The organism is Cytobacillus sp. NJ13, from assembly GCA_030348385.1.
Lineage (GTDB): Bacteria > Bacillota > Bacilli > Bacillales > Cytobacillaceae > Cytobacillus.
The window spans coordinates 4,010,411-4,029,390 of record JAUCFP010000006.1 but is presented as its reverse complement, the minus strand read 5'-3'; the positions used below and the strand labels follow the sequence as shown (position 1 = coordinate 4,029,390).

Annotated in this window: 16 protein-coding genes and 1 riboswitch; of the genes, 6 read left to right on the top strand and 10 right to left on the bottom strand. The window is 41.0% G+C overall.

What is annotated here, in order from left to right; translation table 11 throughout:
• Positions 1-4: 4 nt before the first annotated feature.
• From QUF73_19925 to QUF73_19895, 7 genes are all read right to left on the bottom strand, one after another.
• On the bottom strand, positions 5-484 hold the full coding sequence (locus tag QUF73_19925; protein ID MDM5228400.1) for a flagellar protein FlgN: 480 nt from the start codon (positions 482-484) through the stop codon (positions 5-7).
• 15 nt (positions 485-499) lie between these two features.
• Positions 500-766: a flagellar biosynthesis anti-sigma factor FlgM gene (flgM, locus tag QUF73_19920; protein ID MDM5228399.1), complete on the bottom strand. Its 267-nt coding sequence runs from the start codon at positions 764-766 to the stop codon at positions 500-502.
• Between the two features lie 143 nt (positions 767-909).
• Positions 910-1,341 carry a hypothetical protein gene (locus QUF73_19915; GenBank protein ID MDM5228398.1) on the bottom strand — a complete coding sequence of 144 codons (432 nt, stop codon included), beginning with the start codon at positions 1,339-1,341 and terminating at the stop codon, positions 910-912.
• A 68-nt stretch (positions 1,342-1,409) separates the two neighbouring features.
• Positions 1,410-3,995: an EAL domain-containing protein gene (locus QUF73_19910; GenBank protein ID MDM5228397.1), complete on the bottom strand. Its 2,586-nt coding sequence runs from the start codon at positions 3,993-3,995 to the stop codon at positions 1,410-1,412.
• A gap of 47 nt (positions 3,996-4,042) precedes the next feature.
• Positions 4,043-4,129, bottom strand: a riboswitch (cyclic di-GMP riboswitch).
• 73 nt (positions 4,130-4,202) lie between these two features.
• Positions 4,203-4,874, bottom strand: a complete 672-nt coding sequence (locus QUF73_19905) for a ComF family protein (GenBank protein MDM5228396.1) — start codon at positions 4,872-4,874, stop codon at positions 4,203-4,205.
• Between the two features lie 4 nt (positions 4,875-4,878).
• Positions 4,879-6,366: a DEAD/DEAH box helicase gene (locus QUF73_19900; GenBank protein ID MDM5228395.1), complete on the bottom strand. Its 1,488-nt coding sequence runs from the start codon at positions 6,364-6,366 to the stop codon at positions 4,879-4,881.
• A 223-nt stretch (positions 6,367-6,589) separates the two neighbouring features.
• Positions 6,590-7,429: a DegV family protein gene (locus QUF73_19895; protein MDM5228394.1), complete on the bottom strand. Its 840-nt coding sequence runs from the start codon at positions 7,427-7,429 to the stop codon at positions 6,590-6,592.
• 222 nt (positions 7,430-7,651) lie between these two features.
• On the opposite strand from QUF73_19895, the gene QUF73_19890 reads away from it, so the two are divergent.
• Positions 7,652-7,930: a hypothetical protein gene (locus QUF73_19890; protein MDM5228393.1), complete on the top strand. Its 279-nt coding sequence runs from the start codon at positions 7,652-7,654 to the stop codon at positions 7,928-7,930.
• Between the two features lie 299 nt (positions 7,931-8,229).
• Here QUF73_19890 and QUF73_19885 read toward each other — a convergent pair whose 3' ends face one another.
• Together QUF73_19885 and QUF73_19880 are read right to left on the bottom strand one after the other, a co-directional pair.
• On the bottom strand, positions 8,230-8,910 hold the full coding sequence (locus QUF73_19885; protein ID MDM5228392.1) for a response regulator transcription factor: 681 nt from the start codon (positions 8,908-8,910) through the stop codon (positions 8,230-8,232).
• Between the two features lie 56 nt (positions 8,911-8,966).
• Entirely contained in the window at positions 8,967-10,106 is a 1,140-nt protein-coding gene (locus QUF73_19880; GenBank protein MDM5228391.1) for a sensor histidine kinase, read from the bottom strand.
• A gap of 417 nt (positions 10,107-10,523) precedes the next feature.
• Between QUF73_19880 and QUF73_19875 the strand changes: the two genes are divergently transcribed.
• From QUF73_19875 to QUF73_19855, 5 genes are all read left to right on the top strand, one after another.
• A complete protein-coding gene (locus tag QUF73_19875) occupies positions 10,524-11,156 on the top strand; it encodes a YigZ family protein (protein ID MDM5228390.1) in 633 nt (210 codons plus the stop codon).
• Positions 11,157-11,233: 77 nt separating this feature from the next.
• Positions 11,234-12,373 carry an LCP family protein gene (locus QUF73_19870; protein ID MDM5228389.1) on the top strand — a complete coding sequence of 380 codons (1,140 nt, stop codon included), beginning with the start codon at positions 11,234-11,236 and terminating at the stop codon, positions 12,371-12,373.
• A gap of 152 nt (positions 12,374-12,525) precedes the next feature.
• Positions 12,526-15,381 (top strand): SH3 domain-containing protein, encoded by a 2,856-nt coding sequence (locus QUF73_19865; protein ID MDM5228388.1) that lies wholly within the window; start codon positions 12,526-12,528, stop codon positions 15,379-15,381.
• Positions 15,382-15,465: 84 nt separating this feature from the next.
• Entirely contained in the window at positions 15,466-16,167 is a 702-nt protein-coding gene (locus QUF73_19860) for an SH3 domain-containing protein (GenBank protein ID MDM5228387.1), read from the top strand.
• A 1-nt stretch (position 16,168) separates the two neighbouring features.
• Positions 16,169-17,701, top strand: coding sequence for a SpoIID/LytB domain-containing protein (locus QUF73_19855; GenBank protein MDM5228386.1), 1,533 nt, complete (start codon positions 16,169-16,171; stop codon positions 17,699-17,701).
• A 28-nt stretch (positions 17,702-17,729) separates the two neighbouring features.
• Here the strand turns inward: QUF73_19855 and QUF73_19850 are convergent, their stop codons facing one another.
• Positions 17,730-18,974 (bottom strand): glycosyltransferase family 4 protein, encoded by a 1,245-nt coding sequence (locus QUF73_19850; protein ID MDM5228385.1) that lies wholly within the window; start codon positions 18,972-18,974, stop codon positions 17,730-17,732.
• Positions 18,975-18,980 lie beyond the last annotated feature (6 nt).

Here is an 18,980-nt window from a genome sequence, read left to right as displayed (position 1 = left end):
TCTGCTACACTTTCGAGTTGAAAATTCCTGGATTCATCTTTTCAGATTTCTTTTTGGCAGGCGGGCCGTAGTTCATCGTTTCAGGCTGCGGCCTTAATAGATTCATAGTTACATTTACAAACTGAAGAGATTGATGAACAAGCTGCTGGTTTAGGAAATTCTGCTCCTTCAGTTCATATACCAGCTCAGCAAGCTCCTTCGTAATGGCCTCGAGCCTAAGGCGATCAGGCTGCGTGAGGATATTTAAACAATCTGATACTGTAGGGCTTTCCAGCATAGGCGCGATTGAATTTGCTGCCTTTTCCCGCTCGTTTTCCAATCGGCCAATAGCCGCAATATGAGCCTGCTCATCCTTCAGCATCTGATTCAGGCCATCTATGTCGCCGGTCTTAATAATGTCTGTCTTTTTAACTGCGAGTTCATATAGGCTTTTATGAAGCTTTATCAGTTTTTCCATCACTGCAGTAAGTGCCTCGGCTGACATGCCAATCCCTCCTCATTATTTTTTCGTATAAAAATTAGCGATGCTTTTCGCCACTTCTTTTGGATTAATTTTATAAGTACCGTTCTCTACCTGAATTTTAAGCTCTTCTACTTTTGCTTTGCGATTTTCACTGAGCTGTGATACCTGCTGCATTTCCTTGGCAGTGGAGCTGATTTCAATTTTATCTGATGCCGTTCTGGCTGGTTTTCCTGCATTTTCAAGCTTATTCATTTGGCGTTTGTATGGGTTCACGCCTGAAGGACCAAAGTTATTGATTTTCATGTGTACCCCTCACTTTCTTTCCGGTCGATTTAACCTAATTCTATTATCGGCTATTGTGACGGTTTGTTTAAATGTTAATTAAAGTTTGGCAAAAAATACATCGATAAGCTTATAGAAAAAGCTATGTGAATGGGACACATAGCTTAAAAACGCCTATTGATTTTTTCATTAACGGCAAAATATGTACCGTGTTTTTCTCTTTGGACTGCTTCTTTTCTTCGTTCTTCCTCAGCGGTAAACTGCTGAAGATCTTTCCTCAGATCACCCGCACAGCTGCCGCATAGCTTGCCTTCCCGGATGCTTGTCCCGCATTTCTCGCAAGGATACCCCAAATTAGGAAATTGCGCCAGCTTTAAACGGCCGGTCTTAATAAACTTTATGATGAGATCTTCCTCGACTCCGGTCGCCTCGACAACCTCCATCATTTTCGCTGTCCTGTTTTCCCTCTTTCGGATAAACTGATAAACCGTCTCATAGGCCTTCTCTTCTTCTTTCCAGCAGTCCTGGCAAACGTCACGGAATTGATTTTTCACATAAATCGCATCACATTTCGGGCAGTTTGATAACTCAGCCATATGATTCTTCCTCTCTCAATTTATATGACATTATTATAGCTCTAAGGATAGGATACTTATAGAAAAATTTATTCGAAATACAGCTGGCTGCTGGCTGCTTCTATAAATCGGGATTTAGGAACAGAAGGGTTTAGTTCAAGCTGGATTTGCAGTTGATCAAGAGTCTTTGCCAATCCTGCCCTTTGTCCTTCTTCTAAAATAAACTGAAAGCCATAATTAGTCAGAGTATCGGAAATTCCATCTTTTCGGACGATCGTTCCTTTAAAAGCAAGGTTCTCTCCTAACAGCATTGTTTCAATTAATAGAATGATATCCTTCCTCACAGGAAGTTTGATTTTGGAAACAAACTTTACTCCGCCTGCACTAATGTCTTCTATCAATATTTTGGTGCTGCCCATTTTGACAGACTTGTGATTAAGTTCGAGGATCGTCATATCTGCTTCCAGCGGATAGGGAAACTCAACTCGAGCATACTTGCGCAAACCTTTAAACACGTTTTCTTCTTTAATGTTTTGCGGTTTTAGAGTGCCAATTAGCAATTTCTGTTCAAATACTGAATTTGGAACCGGTTTGCTGAAAAGATATCCCTGTATTTGGTCGCATCCATTTTTTCTTAAGGAATAGAACTGTTCAAAGGTCTCCACGCCTTCTGCTACAACCTTCATATTCAGCCCATGTGCAAGCTGAACTAAATTGGCTGTAATGATTGCATCTTCCGCGTTTTTATCCATTGCCTGAATAAACGTTTTATCAATTTTCAAGACATCAAATTTATATTTTTTCAATTGTGTGATAGAGGAATAGCCGGTCCCAAAGTCATCCAGTGCAATTTTCACTCCCATCGAACCCAGTTCTTTTAGAACAGAGATTACGTTCTCGGAATAGTTGATTAGGGAAGATTCCGTCAATTCTATTTCTATAAGTGCCGCATCAAGGTGATTCTCTTCCAATGCTTCTTCTATTGTAGAAACAAGACTATTTTTCAAAAAACTTAGCGGAGAGATATTGACAGATATCGGAACAATATTCAAGCCTTTTTCTTTCCAGGAATAAAGTTGCCTTGATACCTTCCTTATCACATATTCGCCTATATCGATAATTAAGCCGGATTCCTCAGCAACGGGTATGAACTCCAACGGGGATACCCTGCCCCATTCTGGATGATTCCACCTCAATAGAGCCTCTGCGCTTAAGATTTTGCCGGTCTTCGTATCGACTCTTGGCTGGTATTCCAGGAAAAATTCATCATTCTGCAGCGCTTTCCGCATATCCTGTTCAAGTGTGAATAGCTTATACGACTCAATATCCATGGAAGGATGATAAACCTGGAATCGGTTCTTTCCTTTCTGTTTAGCATGGTAAAGGGAAGTTTCGGTATTTCTGATCAATTCATCAGCTGTTTTCCCATTATTCGGATAAACACTAATACCTATGGACGGGGAGATTTTAAGCTCAAAGCTATCGATATGAAAGGTTTCAGAAAAAATTTCATTAATAGAATCCGCTAAAAAAGAAGGATTCTCTACCTTCTGAAGATGTTCCATAATCATCGCAAATTGGTCACCCGAAATCCTTGCTGAAAAATGGGCTGAATTCAATCTCTCCTTAATTCTTTTCGAAACAAGCCTGAGGAGTTCATCACCAGCTGAATGCCCGAATGTATCATTAATCTGTTTTAAACGCTGCAAATCAAAAAACAAAACGGCAAAGTGCTGTTGGGGAGTGTCTTCTACCAAACTCTGAAGCTTTTGATCAAAGTATCGGCGATTTGGGAGATCTGTCAAATGATCATAAAATGCCATATGCCTCATTTTCTTTTCAAGCCATTTTTGCTCTGTTATATCCGTTACAAATCCATCAACCCGGATAAGCTCGCCTCTTTCATTCAGATACGGGATACTGTGGTCATGAACCCATCTAACCTCACCGGATTTATGAATAATTCGATATTGATAGCGGATGCTATTCCCATTCAAAATTTTTGCCCGCTCTGTTTCAACCCTCTCCATATCATCGGGATGGATCACATTGTTCCACAAATCGAAATCGGCAATAAACTCCTCGGCAGTATAACCAAAAATCCCTTCCACGCCCCTGGAAAAATGAAGAACTTTTCTTTCTGCCAAATCTGCGGAATAGATTCCTACATCAAGATTTTCATATATCTGCCCAATTTTCCGCTCATTTTCATAAAGCTGTTCTTCCATGCGCCGCTTTTCAGTTATATCCTGAATTGTTGCGATGATTTTAGCTGATCCATTTTCATCTGCAAAATAATCTGCCCGATGATGAATATACCGTTCTTCCCCATCCTGCCTGGTTATCCGGCATACCAGATCAACACTGTCCTTTTCCTTCAGAAGCTTTTTAAACTGCCCTTCAAAAGCCGGGCGGTCGTCTGGATGAAGATAACTCAAATACATTCTGTAATCTGGAAAAAAGCCTTTTTGAGGTTTTAGGCCAAAAATCCGAAACAGCTGATCTGACCAAAACCCTTTATCGTTTTCCACATCGTACTCCAGGCTTCCAATATTGGCGATCATCTGAGCCTGGTTGAGGTTATTCTTAATCTTAGTCAATTCCAATTGCTGACTGCTAGAATCAGCAATATCTTTAGTGGTTTTTTCACCATCCTGTGTATTAAATTCGTTCACTTCAAGACATCCTTTCCAATAAAAAAGGCAAACGAAAAAAGTTTTTTATATGAAGCCCGGCTGCCATGACAGAATCCTGCTTTAGGCACGCAGCTTTGCGTCTTTTACTTTCGTAAAATTTACCCTGGTTTAGGATATTTTAACATAGTATTATTTTCCTAATAACTGCCCACGTCAAAAACACCGAATTGAAATTTATTCCATTCATTAACCTCTCGCCAATGTAATCGAAGATATTGATTCGGCTCCTCCTGCCTTCAATACTTTCGCTGCATGGTATAGAGTAGATCCTGTTGTATAGATATCGTCTATTAAGAGAATTATTTTATCTTCTATATCTACATTGAGCGGCTGGAAGACTTGATGAAGATGAATTCGCTCTTGTCGAGATTTCTTGGATTGCTTTTCGGAATGAATTCGGCGAAGCAGTTCTGTGACTGTAAAGCCAGCTTCACGGATGAGTGCCGATGACTGATTAAATCCTCTTTCATAAAGTCTTTCAGAACTTAGAGGAATAGGGACAAGGAAGTCGAAGTCCCTATTCTTCAGCCTCTCTCTTAAAAAGGGAGAGAAAGCTCTCGACAAAACATAGTCACCCCGAAATTTATAGCGGGCTATTGTTTCTTTAAGAAAGTCATTGTATATGAAAAGAGAGTCATTTTTCTTTAGAAGCCCCGACCATTCTGGATCCTGGTTCCACCTTACACAGTCATTGCAGAGATTGCCTGTTTGATAGCGAACATCTAATTGTTCAAACGGGCGGCTGCACTTTTCACATGTCTCACCTGAGATAAATGTGAGTTTATCGGCACAGCCCTGACATAAATGATTTTCTTTTGGCTTCGACCAGAGAGTCGACCAGCTAACAGCAGTATGGATTTCTTCACGGCATATTAAACAGGTAATTGTCGATCAGTCCTTTCTTCTTGGCTTCAGTGTTCATTTTGAGGATTTGTTTTTGCGCTTTGACCATGCTTTCGGTTTTGCCGTAGTGAAAAAAGGTGATTTCTCCTTTCGGGTATTCAGAGCTTCTTCCTACACGGCCGGCGATCTGGACAAGAGCACTTTCTGTAAAAATGCGGTCTTCTGCTCCTAATACTGCTACATCAATATTAGGGAAGGTAACTCCTCTTTCCAGGATGGTCGTTGTTAAAAGCAGGGGGATCTCTTTATTTCGCATCATTTGGACTTTGTCTTTTCGATCCGGGTCTTCTGCGTGGACAGATTGGACTTTAGGACAGGTTTTACGAAGGATGGTGAGGACTTTTTCCATTTTATCGATTTTCGGAAGGAAGAGCAGGCACTGCTTCTGGTTATCGAGTCTCTTCTTGATCCATTGGGTAACTGCAGACGGGAGTTTGTCCTTTTTAAGAGATTTCTCCCAGTTGCCGCACCATTTGAAAGCCGGTACAGGCAATGGATGACGATGATACCTTGCCGGGATAGTGACAAAATCTCTTTTCCCGCTCCGACATTCATTCTGCCATTTTTGGCTGGGGGTAGCGGTTAAATAGATCATAGAGGATAATTCTTTGCGGGATTGTCGGACAGCATACTGAAGGCATTCGTCTGCTGTATATGGAAAGGCATCTACTTCATCAAGAATGACTGTGTCAAAAGCATTGTAAAATCGAAGCAGCTGATGGGTGGTAGCGATGGTTAAGGGCGCTTGGAGATGGCGGTCTTCACTGCCGCCGTAAAGGACAGCCACCTGAATACCGGGGAAGACTGCTTTAAGACGCGGACCAAGCTCTAGTACAACATCTGTTCGAGGAGTGGCAATGCACACTCTTTTTCCCGAGGCTAGGGCAGCATTGATTCCTTCAAACAGAACTTCCGTTTTTCCTGCACCGCAGACAGCCCAGACGAGGAATTCCTTATTTTCGATTACAGCCTGCTTTACCCGGTCGGAGGCAATCTGCTGGCCGGGTGATAGGGTGCCTGACCATTCCAAGGGATTCTCGGTTAAATCCCAAACGGGCTCAGGACCGCACCAGCCAATCAGGGGCGTGCACTCACTGATTCTCCCCATCATGATGCATTTCCGGCAGTAAGCACATTCTTTCTCACCGCATCGGGCACAGGGAAAACTTGCGAACAGTGAACGATCTTTATTGCCGCACCTGGCACAAGCAGCCTTGCTTTTGGTCTTAATGATCCCTTTCCGGTAAGTAATATAGCCATTTTCATAGTGCTGATGGATTTCTTCAATTGAATGCGGAAGGTTTTCGAATAAAAGCTGTTTTCCGCAGAGGATTTGCTGGAGTTCTTTGTTATATGAATAGTTTTCGTTGAGTGTCGGCTCTGGAATGGTGTCAATGGAGGATATCGGGAGGCTTTCTGGAGGAAAATCATTTATATATGGGGTCATTTTTCTATTAAATCTCAAAGGAATCACCTCAATGCTAATTTCTTTGCAAGTTTTGCGGTTTTATTTGCAAATTCACGAATTTATTTGCAGATTTGGACAAGTTATTTGCAAAATCAAACCTTCTTTTTGCAAGATTCCTGAATCTATTTGCAAAATCCCTACATCTACATCACTCCTTTCAAAAAATCAGCGCCATTCCAAGAATGGCGCGCTCGAACAAAACTTACTTCTTCACCCAGCCAAACCCCATCGCCCCTTCACCCAAATGGGTTCCAATGACCGGACCAAAGTAGCTGATCATAAACTCAACATTTGGATACTCCGCTTCAAGCTCAGCTTTCCACTCGCGCGCTTCTTCTTCACGATTGGCATGGATAATAACCGCCTGATAAGGCTCCCCGCTTTTTACATCTTCCCAGAAAAGATCAACCATCCGCTTCATCGCTTTTTTGCGCGTGCGAATCTTTTCAAACGGAACAATTTTCTTATCCTCAAAATGAAGCAGCGGCTTCACCTGCAGCAGGCTGCCGATCAATGCCTGCGCACTGGATAAACGCCCTCCACGCTGAAGATGCGATAAATCATCCACCATGAAATAAGCCCGAATGCTCTTCTTCATTTCCTCCAGGCGCTCAACGATTTCCTGTGGACCCTTGCCGGCAGCAGCAAGCTCTGCAGCTTCCATCACATAAAATCCCTGCACCATACAGCTGATTTCCGAGTCAAACGGGAAAACCTGAATATCCTCCACCATGCTCCCAGCAGTAACTGCTCCCTGGAACGTCCCGCTGATGCCGCTCGACAAATGAATCGAAATCACTGCATCATATCCTTTCGATAGTTTCTCAAACAGCTCGGCAAACTCCCCCACCGGCGGCTGTGAAGTAGTCGGCAGATCTTTACGCTTCACTTCTTCATAAAAGTCTGCAGCTGTAATTTCTACTTCTTCCTGGTAAGTCTCACTGCCAAAAATAACACTCAGAGGTATCATATGTATATTTAACTTTTCTCTTATATCCTTAGGAATGTATGCTGTACTATCCGTTACAACAGCCGTTTTCATAAATAGAGTTACCGTCCTTATCTTTTTTCTCTACTGTATTTTCATGTTTCATTTTATATGATAGCGAGGAAAATTGCATTAAGTTATAGAGCAAGGGAGTAAATAAACCTATGCCCCATTATACCTACTTTTAAGACCTGGTATTTTTTTACCTTCAAAACTTTCCCAACCATATGATAAAATGCTTTTTGTGTCTTTATTATGTAAAGGAGCTGTAATACATTGATTAAAAGCACTTCTTCCACAAATAGACTCATATCAAATAGATACAGCTTAGATACTCTTCATCAGATGCTTAATAATGAATTAAGTAAATATAAGCACATCAAGGTTCCTAATATCAACCATTCTGTCAGCGGGACAGAACTTGCTACATGGCTGATAGACAGTGCATCCCCTAAAGAAATCGAAGAGCTTGTTTACATGGTGAATCAAGCTAAAAAGAGATCTTCCAATACAAAAGCTATTTTTCAAACAGCTGCAGCCGCGCTTGTAAAATAACACGCAAAATGATTACTTTTGCGTGTTATTAGTTTGGTTAATATTTCAATAAAAGTGTATAAATACCTTTTATTCACAAGGTTTTTCCGTTATCATTAATTAGAAGATGGATTTTCTCTTAAGAAAATAAAAAAGATAGGGTAAAGCATATGAAAAAAATCTTCGCATAATTGAGGAAGTTTTCCACCTTGTTTTCAAAAAGATACATTGATGGTCCATTTATTTTTGAAGTTTTAAAGAGTTTATGGAGAAAAAAAAGAAAAAGCCCCTATTAAAAAGGACTTTTTCTCTCAATAAAATTATCGCACCTCAACCCAGCCATTTTTAATCGCTACAACGACTGCTTGAGTACGGTCATTCACATTCATTTTTTGCAGGATATTGCTCACGTGGTTCTTTACTGTTTTTTCACTTATGTATAAAGCTTCCCCAATTCCGCGGTTGCTTTTGCCATCAGCAAGGAGCTGAAGCACTTCGCATTCACGGCGTGTCAGCAAGTGAAGAGGACGGCGGATTTCCACCTGGGAATAAGATGTGGTTCCAGTACCTTCTGCTGCAAGTCTGCGGTATTCATTTACCAGGTTGTGTGTCACCTTCGGATGTAAGTAAGATCCACCATCAGCAACAACCTTTACAGCTTCGACTAATGCATCTGCATCCATTTCTTTTAAAAGGTATCCGCTTGCCCCTGTCTTAAGTGCGTGCGTTACATAATTCTCATCATCATGGATGGAAAGAATGATCACCTTGGATTCAGGATATTTATTAATCAGCTGGCGGGTCGCTTCCACACCGTTTGTATTCGGCATATTGATGTCCATGATGATTACATCTGGATCATTCTCTTCCACAATAGCCATGGCTTCACTGCCATCATCGCCTTCTGCCACTACATTAAAGCTCTTTTCGAAATCTAAAATGCGTTTTACCCCTTCTCTGAATAATTGATGGTCATCAATTATGACGATCTTTGTATTCAAATGCTTCGCCTCCCAAATCTCCAGTTAGTTTTCTATCTCTATTCTTAAGGTGTTTCTTAATTCAATGGCACTTGGATAATGACAATAGTTCCTTTGCCTATTTTAGAATCTATGGACATCTGGCCATCCAAAAGTTCAAGCCTTTCACCCATTCCCATAATTCCAAAAGAGCCCGGACGCTTCTCACGAAGATTGAAGCCTTTCCCATCGTCTTTGATGACTACTGCTACCCTAGTGCTGTTTATTTCTATTTTCACATGGATTTCTTTAGCTTCCGCATGCTTGAGAGCATTTGTCACAGACTCCTGAATCAAACGGAACAATGCGACTTCATATTGTGGCGGCAATCGCCTTTCTTCGCCAACATTCGCGAAATATATCTTGGTACTCCTGTGATACTCTTCGATGGTTGTTAAGTATTTTTTGAGGGTAGGTATTAAACCCAAATCATCAAGAGCCATTGGACGCAAGTCATAAATAATCCTTCGAACTTCATATAAAGCATTGCGGACCATTTTTTTCAGGTCTTTTATTTCAGTAATGGCTTCATCAGCACCGCGCTCTTTGTATACCCGTTCAATTAAATCGGATCTCATCATGACATTCGCCATCATCTGGGCCGGTCCGTCATGGATCTCGCGGGACACTCTTTTCCGCTCTTCTTCCTGTGCTTCGATGATCTTCAGACCGAAATCCTGTTTGAGCTTCGCGTCTTCAATGATTTCTCCCATTTGTTTTAAGTCACTTGTCAGATAGTTCATCACGACCGTGATTTGAGAAATAAGGACTTCAGCTCTATCAATAGTATCGTTAACACCTATAAGCCTTCTTTCAATATCATCACGGCGATCCCTCAGCTGTTTTTCAAGCTGGCGATTCATGGATAAATCCATTTGAAGCTGATGGGCCTTCTCATATGCTTCACGCACTTCTGACTCTGAATAATCCTTAAAGTGCATGCTTACTTCAGAAAGGCGCTTTCTTGCAAACCGGGTTTGCACCTCCAGCTTATCCCCTTCTTCAATTACCTTAAGAACCATTTGTTTAACTTCCATAAGTTCATCCGTTAAAGTCTTATGGTCTTTACGGCATTGCTCACCTATACGGAAAATTTCATCTTTACTGGTGCCTACTGTTTGAACCATTTTTTCAAGAATAAGATCCAGAGTCTTGGAATCGAATTTCTTAATACTCATTTACACTCCTCCAAGGGCGTAACCCTTCCGCTATGTACCTTATATTTTAGCGCTAAATGAGCTAAGATACTATCTTTCCACCCTGAAAATTATACCAAGTTACCTAAAATTCGGTAAAAAGGCTTAGACTTGTGATTTCACCCTATGTCTTATATCCTATATGAAAGCAGGGTAAACATGACTACCAAGCAAAATAATATGTATATTTATACCACTTAAAGATTAAAATCGGCACATTTTTTATTATATAGCAGCATAAACATCAGAATTGTTCTCATTATAACATGGGAAAAAATGTTCTATATTAAAGTTTTATTACATTCTGTTGAAAATTATGTGTTTCAAACTTTGTCGATTTATAATGAAATAGGTCAATTTTTAATTTTGAATTAAGAGAAACAGGAAGGAGCGGTTTACATGCTGCCCCATTACTACACAGTAAAGGGATATGGAGAAAATGAAATAATAATAGATAAATCCCGATTTATTGCACATGTATCCCGAGCAAAATCAGAAGAGGAAGCACAGGAATTCATCCTATCTATAAAGAAAAGACATTATAATGCAACACATAATTGTTCTGCCTATTTAATCGGGGAAAATGATCAAATCCAAAAGGCGAATGATGACGGAGAGCCGAGCGGTACGGCTGGCGTTCCAATATTGGAGGTCTTGAAGAAAAAAAAGCTAAAGGATTCCGTTGTAGTCGTAACCCGATACTTTGGCGGTATAAAGTTAGGCGCAGGCGGCCTAATTCGCGCCTATGGGAAAGCAACTTCGGAAGGATTGCAGACAACCGGGATTGTCGAAAGAGAACTTGTGACTATCATGCATACCAAAATTGACTATACCTGGCTTGGAAAAATAGAGAACGAACTCCGGTCCTCCCTATATCCAATTAAGGAAATCCACTACCTTGAATCAGTTGAGATAGAAACTTATGTTAAGGACGAACACATTGACTCTTTCACCAGTTGGATGACGGAATTAACGAATGGCCAAAGCCAAACGTTCGCTGGAAATAAACTATACTTGGAAACACAGATTTAGTCGTTTACTATATCGTGAAAATTCGATAAAATTAACTATTGCTAACGATAAATTTTTAAATAAAGTAGGGATAATATATGTCTGGTACTAGAATTGTCAGGCGGAAGAAGAAAAAGCTCAGAATTTGGCGGGTACTCCTGCTGTTCACACTTATTATGGTTATTGGCGGCGGAACATACTTCGCCTACAACCTTTATTCTCATGCTAAAGGTGCGTCCAGTAAAATTTTCCAGGAATTGGATAGAAGTAAAATTCCGAATCACAGAACAGAGGAAGTCGAAATTACCAAGGATCCGTTCACGGTTCTTGTTGTTGGAATAGAAGACCAAGAAGGCGGAGAACGTTCAGATGTAATGATGCTGGCAACAGTCAATCCAAAAACAGAAGAAGTTTTCCTGCTGAGCATTCCTCGTGACACAAGAACATATATAAAAGAACTCGGCTATAAGACAAAACTAAATCATTCCTATGGCGCCGGCGGTATTGAGACAACCATTGCAACGATCAATGATATGATTGATATTCCAATTGATTATTATATAACCACTAACTTTGAAGGTTTTGAGGATATTGTCGATACATTTGACGGTGTATCCGTAGATGTACCATTTACCTTCGACGCCCAGCTGACTGGCAGCTTAAAATGGAAGACCTATTATGAAGGTAAAATGAACCTAAATGGGAATGAAGCCCTTGCTTATGTGAGAATGAGAAAAGCGGATCCACGCGGTGACCATGGAAGAAACGAGCGGCAGCAGCAAGTCATAAAAGCGATCATTGATAAAGGCACTTCTTTCTCTTCCATTACAAAAATTGATGATGTAATGGATGACTTAGGAAAGAATGTAAAAACGAATATCCCGCCATCCAAATTTGCAAGTTTTGTAAAATTATATTCTAAAATCAAAGACACCAAAATCCAGAACCTTACTCTAAATGGTACGGATGAATATATAGACGGTGTATATTATTATATTCCTGATGAAGATTCTCTATTAGAAATTAATAGTACCCTTGAAACAGCACTTTCCACTTCAAAAGGCACATCAATATCCGACTCTGAGTTTGGGAACGACTCTAATTCAGAATATGATTCAAACCCTGAATCCGGATATGATTCCAATGAACCGGAAACAGAATATGATTCTGAGGAAAACTCTGAGTATCAATCTGAAAGTGAAACAGATACTGACTATAATTCTGACTCAAATTATTGATAATATTTATTTCTTCGGAAGCTTTCCAAATGGAAAGCTTCCTTTTTGTTATATATTTCCTGTGTTTCTATCAAAAACATAGATTGGAACATTTGACATTTTTTGATAGAATATGACATAGGTCGAAAAAACTATTAAAATGGAGGGTTATCGTGAAGAAAATTATTGCTTCTTCTGTTTTGGCTACTGCAGCGCTGCTTCCCAACTTTACATACGCAGAAGAAACAACATATCCTGCCAGTATGACAACGGATTCCGCTGTAGAAATCAGAAAAGGAACAACGCCTGATGATCAGGTTGTTACTACCTTGCCTGATGGAGAAAGTGTAGTAGTAGTTGATGAATTTACAAATTCATCAGGTGAACTTTGGTACAAGGTTGAAAGTGATGGCATTTCAGGTTGGGGACTCTCTACAGGATTCCAAGAGGCAAACTCTTCTCTTGTTGGCCAAGATGCAGTTTCTACTGGTTCGAATGTTAATGTCAGAAGAGGAGCATCAACCTCTTATGAAGTAATTGGCAAGCTAACACTTGGTCAGAAAGTAAAAGTGATTGATCAGCATAATAACAGCCAAGGTGAGTTATGGTATAGGATATCTTTTAATGGACAGCTAGGCTGGGTACTAGCAGATTTCATTAAGGCTGACCCAGGATCAACGGAACCACCTCCCTCTGAACCTGCGATTATCCAAAAAACAGTGCAGGTTGACAGCACTGCAGTACGCAGAGGCGCTTCTTCTGATTATCAAGTGGTTGTCACTCTAAGCAAAAATAAGGAAGTTTCGATTATTGCTGAATATAAGAATTCCAAAGGTGAACTTTGGTACCGGGTAGACCTAGGCGATGTCATCGGCTGGGTAATTAGCTCTGCTTTTGTAAAACCAGCTTATACAGTCACCACTAAGACAGTGCAAGTTGAAAAGGCTGACGTCCGCAGGGGCGCTTCCTCTGATTATGAATCAGTGGCAACTTTGAGCAAAAATCAAGGAGTGAAAGTCATCGGGGAACATAAAAACTCCAAAGGTGAGCTCTGGTACCGCGTGGACCTTGGCAACAGTATCATCGGCTGGGTGATCAGCTCCGCTTTTGAAGCACCACCTTATACTGTGACGACTAAAGTAGTACAAATCGATAAGACTGCCGTACGCAGAGGCGCTTCTTCTGATTATGAATCAGTGGCAACATTGAGCAAAAATCAATCGGTGAAAGTCATCGGGGAACATAAAAACTCCAAGGGCGAGCTCTGGTATCGCGTAGACCTTGGCAGCAATATCATCGGCTGGGTGATCAGCTCCGCTTTTGAAGCACCCCCTTATACTGTGACGACTAAAGTAGTCCAAGTTGATAAGACTGCAGTCAACAGAGGAGCTTCTTCTGATTACGAGTCAGTAGCTACATTAAGCAAAAATCAATCGGTGAAAGTCATCGGGGAACATAAAAACTCTAAAGGCGAGCTTTGGTATCGGGTGGACCTTGGCAGCAATATCATCGGCTGGGTAATCAGTTCCGCTTTTGAAACACCACAATATTCAATCACGACTAAAGTGGTACAAGTTGAAAGTGCTGCTGTACGCAGAGGTGCATCTTCTAATTATGAAGCTGTAGCAACCTTAAGCAGAAATCAAGAGATTAAAATTATTGACGAATTTACAAATTCAAGCGGTGAGCTCTGGTATAGAGCAGACCTTGGTGATGTCATCGGCTGGGTAAACAGCACTGCTTTTGAAAAGCCTGAACCAGGCCCTATTTCGTTAAGTGGAACTTATTATGTTGGCAATCGAAATACAAATCTATATTCCGGAGCTACATATGATTATAGAGTGGTAGAAAAGCTAAACTTTACAAGAAAAGTGACCGTTTTAAGCGGTTTTATAAACGACTCTTTGCAAACATGGGCTAGAGTAAGCACCTCCACTGGAAATATTGGATGGGTTCCTTTGAAAGACTTAGTCAAATCAACATCAGAACTAGAATATGTATATGCATTGAGTAACGCAGCATTAAGAAGAGGTGCATCAACCTCATACGGTATAGCAGCTGCACTAAAAGCAGATGAACCTTTGCTGGTTCTCAGCAAATTGAATGGATGGTTAAACGTTGAAACTGCTGCAGGGATACGCGGATGGATTCTAGAGTCCCAAACTTCCGAGGTTTCGCTGAAACGGCTAGCTTCCCCTTCTACTTACACAGAGGGCAATGCAAGCTATCTGGTATGGAAAAAACCAACAAATTTTGACTTTACATATTCAAAATTATCGGATTATCGCTTAAAGCTGACGCAAGGCATAACAGATGCAGAATTGCCTAATTTTAAAGTAAAGGGAATCAAAACAGTTGAAACTGTACAATCAACATCCACCGAAAAGTCGGTCATTTTAACTTTTGAACCTGGCTATACCTTCACTATTCGAAATTACAGCGATAAAGTTACCATTAAAGTCATCCCTACAGGTTTATTAGGAAAGCAAATCGTCGTCGATGCCGGTCATGGCGGAAAAGATACAGGTGCTATTGGCCCAACTGGTCTATTGGAGAAAGATGTAAATTTAGCGACTGCTTTATTATTAAAATCGGAGCTTGAAAGAAACGGTGCATCTGTTTTATTAACACGAAGCAGAGACATTTTCCTCGAGCTTGCCGAAAGAACAGCTATTGCTAATTCCAGCACCTATGATGCCTTTATCAGTATTCATGCCGATTCTTTCTCAAGCACATCCAGAGGATCAACAACGTTTTTTAACTCAACGGTAAACTTTAATGGCCCAATTAGCGAGGAATTAGCCGATTCTGTTCAAAAGTATATGGTATCGTCACTCGGCACCTATAATAGAGGTGTTAAGGAACAAGAATTCTATGTTAATAGAATGAATCACCTTCCAAGCATCCTTGTGGAACTTGCTTTTATTTCTAATCCTAACGAAGAAAGTCTGCTTCGTACTACAGCTTTCCGCCAAAAGGCCGCTGAGGGAATCAGGAAAGGTTTCCAGGATTATTATAGTAGTTTCTAAGCTTTTTAAAATTATTTAAGGCTTTGGGTAACACTTACCCAAAGCACATTTTTTTAAACACAATTAGGGGGGAAATTTCGTAAAATGAATCGTATTAAAAAATTGGTCGCTGCTGGAATTGTAACTGCTGGTATTGGAACAGGTGCTGTTTTGTTTACTCCATCCGGATCTGATGCTGCTTCAAATGTCGTATTAGCAAGCGTGGAATGGGTCAATACAAAGTTAAACCCCATTAATACAAAACTCTCTTCTTTAGAAACAAAGATTAGCAGTTTAGAAGCAAAGGTCGCGTCACAGCAGAAAGAGATTGAGGCACTGAAAGCCGATAGCGGGACAACGCCTCCGACAACACCACCTCCTAGCGGCTTGCCATCTGCGGTCTACACAACCAAGGATAATGTATCAATCCATTCAGGAGCTTTAAGCACCTATAAAGTCGTAGCAACTGTTTCAAAAAGCACTGCTTTAACAGTAGTAGATTCCCATAACTCCAGTTCAGGCCTTTGGTACAGAGTGCAACTATCTCCGACCTTATTGGGCTGGGTTTATTCCGGTGATGTTTCAACAACTAAGCCAGATACTTTAAAAACTGTTGTAACCACTGCAGATGTCAACATGCGCAGAGGAGCTACAACAGATTATGCTGTAGTAGAATTACTTCCAAAAGGCACTGTTCTGAAATTAGTTCAAACCTATAAGAACTCAAAGGGAGAAACCTGGTATAATGTTGAAACCTCATCAGGCAGCAGAGGCTGGATTATTAGCACCTTTGGTGAGGTGAGATAAGTTGAAGAAATTCATCTCAATCATTTTATTTATGGCTTTACTATTTTCAGGGGGTCAATATCCCAGTGCAGCTGAGGTTAAAACATACCCCAACAGTGTAAATGTATCTGTACACATAAACAACAGTCTGACTTTAACCCTTAATGGAAGCTATCAGCTTACAAATAGGCAAACTGGCAGCAAGTCCATCATCCCGCCAGGAACAACTATTACGTCATCAAGCAATGGAACAGCCGTAACAGTCTCCTATACTGGATTCAGTCAATCCTCGACTTCCGGATTTGATGTCCAGGAGCTGGCCGGAACTGCAACATTAGCAGTGTTCACAAGCCAGACAGATATGAGACGAGGGGCCGATGCCTCCTATTCAAAAGTATATACGTTCCAAACAGGAGACAGCGCGAACTACCTTGGTTCATTCACAAACAAAACAACGGGTGAGCTGTGGTATAACGTAACTATTGGGGCGTACACAGGCTGGGTGCCAGCCAAAAATGCAAAGTTAACAGAAGGGGACAAGCTATCCCTCGCAAAGGTCAGCAATGGCCTTACTTATAGAGGCAGCTTCTATTTGAAGAAAAACGGTTCTCAGGTTGAAGTAATTAACATTCTTGATATGGATGATTATCTTAAGGGAGTTGTCCCAAATGAAATGCCAGCTTCATGGCATAAGGAAGCCCTAAAAGCCCAGGCTATTGCAGCACGAAGCTATGCAGCAAATATGATGATCCTCACTAGCACAGCAGCGAGCCAGGTATACAGAGGGTATACCTCTGAAGATGCCCGAGCAAATACTGCCATAAAAGAAACAGAAGGCTTGTTAGTAAAATACAACGGGAAGCCGATCCAAACATTTTTCTTTTCAACCAGCGGAGGCAGAACCGCAAATGTTGGAGATGTTTGGAATTCCAATCAGAGTTCCTTCCCTTACCTGGTTTCAGTCGAAGATAAATACGAAACATCCCCTTACAGCAATTGGAGTGAGGAATACTCCGCTGCTGCAATATTAAAATCATTCGGTTTTGATAGTACAGCAAAACTGCTGGATATTAGCCTTGAAGTAAAAGGGGCGAATGGAGAAGTGGGTGCTGTTACAGTTAAAACCACTAAAGGAGATAAAACGGTAAGCGGAAATGAGTCAGTCATCAGAAGGCTATTCCCTGTCTCAAGCTCTGCACATTATAATCTCCTTTACTCCAACTGGTTTACAATGGAGGTAACGAGATCTCAGCCTGCCCTTTCTGTCCAAACGAATAGCGGAACTTTCCCTATCGCAGATATGAAAGGACAAACTGTACAAACACCGAGCGGGCAAGTGACGCTAACAGAATCACAGGTATCCGTACAAACTCCGTCTGGGATCATTACTAGTGAAAGCGGGACAGGAGAAGTACTATCTGTAACCCTTAACGGAAAAGGCTGGGGCCACCGTATTGGCATGAGTCAATATGGAGCAAAGGCCTATGCTGAAAACGGCTGGACAGCTAGTCAGATCATTACGCATTACTTCAAAGGAACGATCGTTTCTAAATAAAAATATAAAAGGAGAGAAGACATGAAGGCTAACCCATGCTTCTCTCCTTTTTATTTTCACCTTCTAAATGGTGAATCAAATCTTCAACAATGCTCTTCCAGGAGTATTGATCGATGGCTAATTTTCGGCCGTTTTGACACATTTTTTGATAATCCTCACCAGTTATCGCCGCTAATTCTTTAACTGCCGCTGCAATTCCTTCAGGATTTTCCGGAGGTGCGATTCTGCCGCAATTATATTCATTCAAAATCTCGGCACTCTCTCCTACTCCGCAATACAATACCGGCGTTCCTGTTGAGATGGCCGGGAAAATCTTTGACGGCCGCGCCCCTTTAAACAAATCAATATTTCTTAGAGATACGACGCTAAAATCAGATACAGAAAAAATCTTTGGCATTTCGTCCAATGGAACCGATCCGTAAAAAGTGACGTTTGTCAGCTGCAATTCATCTTTTAATGCGAGCAGCTTATCCTTCTCCTGTCCATCTCCTACAAATAAAAAGTGGACATCCGGATGAGAATCCTTAACCAGGGCAGCTGCCTGCAAAACGGAATCAAGACCCTGGGCATATCCAAAATTGCCGGCATAAGTAAAAACCTTCTTGCCTTCCAGCCCAGCTTTTTTTATGATGGCCTGGTCTTTATCTAATGGCTTAAAGTAATCAGTATTTACGCCGTTTGGCAAAAGGAAAACATCCTCGCTTGATTTCCCCTTTTTGACATAATAACTGCATATCCCTTCTGTTGCACCTGCAATTTTCCAGGCATTCCGGTATAGGAAATCTTCCAGCCTTTCAGCCATTCTGATAAATGTTTTATTTTTAACCAATCCCAGCTCAACAGCAGATTCCGGCCAAATATCCGCAACGTTAAAGACAAATTTGGCCCTCTTTAATTTAGCGCCAACCCAGCCCGTTATTCCAAGAAATAATGGAGGCGAATTGCAAATGATTACATCTGTTGGCTTGGCCTTTGCCAGCGAATAAAAAGCACTAAACGTAAAAGAAAAATAGGATGCAAGCCTCTTCCAAAAGCTTCCTTTTGGTGAAGGATAAATCCAAGAACGATGGACAGGAATTCCATCCCAATTTTCAAATTGATAAAACCTGCCTTTGTATTCATCCGGAATAATGCCGTGCGGATGATGAGGAAAAGCTGTTAATACTTCCACCTGATGTCCTCTATTAATGAGTTCCTTGCTCACTTCATACACTCGTATTTGAGGAGCACCTGTTTCAGGGGGAAAATGCTGACATAAATAGATTACTCTCATTTTCCC

Excerpts from the sequence above, each read along its gene's own strand:
- QUF73_19925 (MDM5228400.1), bottom strand. The coding sequence starts at position 484 with ATGTCAGCCGAGGCACTTACTGCAGTGATGGAAAAACTGATAAAGCTT.
- flgM (MDM5228399.1), bottom strand. The coding sequence starts at position 766 with ATGAAAATCAATAACTTTGGTCCTTCAGGCGTGAACCCATACAAACGC.
- QUF73_19915 (MDM5228398.1), bottom strand. The coding sequence starts at position 1,341 with ATGGCTGAGTTATCAAACTGCCCGAAATGTGATGCGATTTATGTGAAA.
- QUF73_19900 (MDM5228395.1), bottom strand. The coding sequence starts at position 6,366 with ATGACCCCATATATAAATGATTTTCCTCCAGAAAGCCTCCCGATATCC.
- QUF73_19895 (MDM5228394.1), bottom strand. The coding sequence starts at position 7,429 with ATGAAAACGGCTGTTGTAACGGATAGTACAGCATACATTCCTAAGGAT.
- QUF73_19880 (MDM5228391.1), bottom strand. The coding sequence starts at position 10,106 with ATGAGTATTAAGAAATTCGATTCCAAGACTCTGGATCTTATTCTTGAA.
- QUF73_19875 (MDM5228390.1), top strand. The coding sequence starts at position 10,524 with ATGCTGCCCCATTACTACACAGTAAAGGGATATGGAGAAAATGAAATA.
- QUF73_19870 (MDM5228389.1), top strand. The coding sequence starts at position 11,234 with ATGTCTGGTACTAGAATTGTCAGGCGGAAGAAGAAAAAGCTCAGAATT.
- QUF73_19860 (MDM5228387.1), top strand. The coding sequence starts at position 15,466 with ATGAATCGTATTAAAAAATTGGTCGCTGCTGGAATTGTAACTGCTGGT.
- QUF73_19850 (MDM5228385.1), bottom strand. The coding sequence starts at position 18,974 with ATGAGAGTAATCTATTTATGTCAGCATTTTCCCCCTGAAACAGGTGCT.